Origin of the sequence: Thalassolituus sp. UBA2009 (assembly GCF_002335285.1) — a bacterium.
GTDB classification, from domain to species: domain Bacteria; phylum Pseudomonadota; class Gammaproteobacteria; order Pseudomonadales; family Oceanobacteraceae; genus Venatoribacter; species Venatoribacter alkanivorans.
The window spans coordinates 6,122-7,630 of the sequence record NZ_DDCJ01000121.1 but is presented as its reverse complement, the minus strand read 5'-3'; the positions used below and the strand labels follow the sequence as shown (position 1 = coordinate 7,630).

The following is a 1,509-nucleotide window of genomic DNA, read 5'->3' as shown; positions in this document are numbered from 1 at the left end:
CACTTGGAAACAAATATGAAATCTCAGTCGCTATGAAGCACAATCCCTATGAAACATAAGATTCGCGAGCTTTTGGCTTATATTGAACCGGGAAACGGCGAGATACTGATTGATCTTGTGAAACTCACCCGTAACGGGCATTCATATTACTTTCAGGACAAGCGCTGGCTGCGGAATCTGCGCTGTATGGGCGGTGATGGCTGTACTTCCGATCAGGGCGAGACAATCAATATTGCCATACTGAACCGAAGATACAGCCCTGCATGGGTTGCCGGTAAAACCATTCGGGTTACTGACAGGGCAAAAGAGCGGTATCAGGTATGGCTTGAAGGTATGAATCGCTGCGAGTAGCAGATTTCATCTGGCTTCCATGTTCTGCGTGGGAGTCCTTGCGGGCACCGTTGCATTCCCACGCGGAGCGTAGGAACGAGAGATGTTTGTTCCATTGGTATTTATGATCAGTGTTTTGTGGATTTATTTTACCTCGCCTGATCATCCCAGCAGCGGCTTACCGGATAAATTCGAGCTGGAAGAAAAAGAAGGAGCGCTTAGTGTTATTAATAATACAATGGGATAGTTAATAAAGATTTTGAGGGGGATGATAATGAAGCTATTACTAGTTTTTATGTGTTTTTTTAGTCTTTCATTGAGTGCAGAAGAGAGAATTAAATATCTAAGTATTTTGGAACTATATGGACGTGGAGAGGTGATGAGTGAGGGGTTAGTTGATGTTGATGGTTACTTTACTTCGTTTAATGATTCGACAATATATAGCCCAAAAGTTTTCTATAAATATATTGCTGATAGAAAGTCATTGTATGTTGAAGCCTTAATAGGGCATTACGCATTGGACCTAACTATTGGTGGAAGGGCTGATGAAAAAATTTGTGAATATGGTGGTGCATCTGGTGGTGGAGATATACGAATACTTGAAATTAAAAGTAAGAAATTATATGTAAAATCTGAGTGGTCTTGTGGAACTGCAGGCTGTTCCTATAATTTAAAATTTACTGAGATTTATAATTCTAATGATTGTGGGTGGATGTGATGGGTACAACTTTGGAAGGTGTAAGTAACTATGGAGAATTCCTTCATCTTGCTCCCACGCTCTGCGTGGGAGTCATAGCGCAATCTAAATCAGAAGCCATAAAAAAGCCCGCATCAGCGGGCTTTTTTAACCGTTTATCACCACATCAGATCATCCGGAATCTGATACGCTGCATACGGATCATCTTCATCCATCGCATCGGCGGTGCTTTCTGCAATATAAATAAAGTGATTATCTTTGCGCTGGCGGATTTTCTCAGCAATCTGCAGTGGCAGTACTTCGTATTTTTTCTCGCCCGGTAAATCCAATGCGATAACCGCCAGCTGGCCGCGGCTTAAGCGGTCCCAGATGGCCTGGTCAACGTAAATGGATTTCACTTTTTTGCCATCAACAAACTGATATTTAATATCGGCATATTCGCTTTTAATGGCGTTGGTGGTAACCAGCTGACGCACCTGAGC

General features: G+C 42.5%; 4 protein-coding genes. 3 read left to right on the top strand and 1 reads right to left on the bottom strand.

The genetic code is table 11. The features are described from left to right. Window positions 1–48 precede the first annotated feature (48 nt). The 3 genes from B3P58_RS15070 (at window position 49) to B3P58_RS15060 (ending at window position 1,048) form a co-directional block, all read left to right on the top strand. Entirely contained in the window at window positions 49–351 is a 303-nt protein-coding gene (locus B3P58_RS15070) for a hypothetical protein (protein ID WP_286718796.1), read from the top strand. A gap of 82 nt (window positions 352–433) precedes the next feature. Further along, window positions 434–577 carry a hypothetical protein gene (locus B3P58_RS15065; protein WP_286718794.1) on the top strand — a complete coding sequence of 48 codons (144 nt, stop codon included), beginning with the start codon at window positions 434–436 and terminating at the stop codon, window positions 575–577. A 27-nt stretch (window positions 578–604) separates the two neighbouring features. Further along, window positions 605–1,048, top strand: a complete 444-nt coding sequence (locus B3P58_RS15060) for a hypothetical protein (protein WP_286718792.1) — start codon at window positions 605–607, stop codon at window positions 1,046–1,048. Window positions 1,049–1,185: 137 nt separating this feature from the next. On the opposite strand, the gene B3P58_RS15055 is transcribed toward B3P58_RS15060, so the two are convergent. Further along, window positions 1,186–1,509 (bottom strand): DUF2058 family protein (locus B3P58_RS15055; RefSeq protein ID WP_286718790.1); only part of this gene is annotated, 324 nt, incomplete at its 5' end.

Coding starts and splice junctions, on each gene's coding strand:
- B3P58_RS15070 (WP_286718796.1), top strand. CDS start 49: ATGAAACATAAGATTCGCGAGCTTTTGGCTTATATTGAACCGGGAAAC.
- B3P58_RS15060 (WP_286718792.1), top strand. CDS start 605: ATGAAGCTATTACTAGTTTTTATGTGTTTTTTTAGTCTTTCATTGAGT.
- B3P58_RS15065 (WP_286718794.1), top strand. CDS start 434: ATGTTTGTTCCATTGGTATTTATGATCAGTGTTTTGTGGATTTATTTT.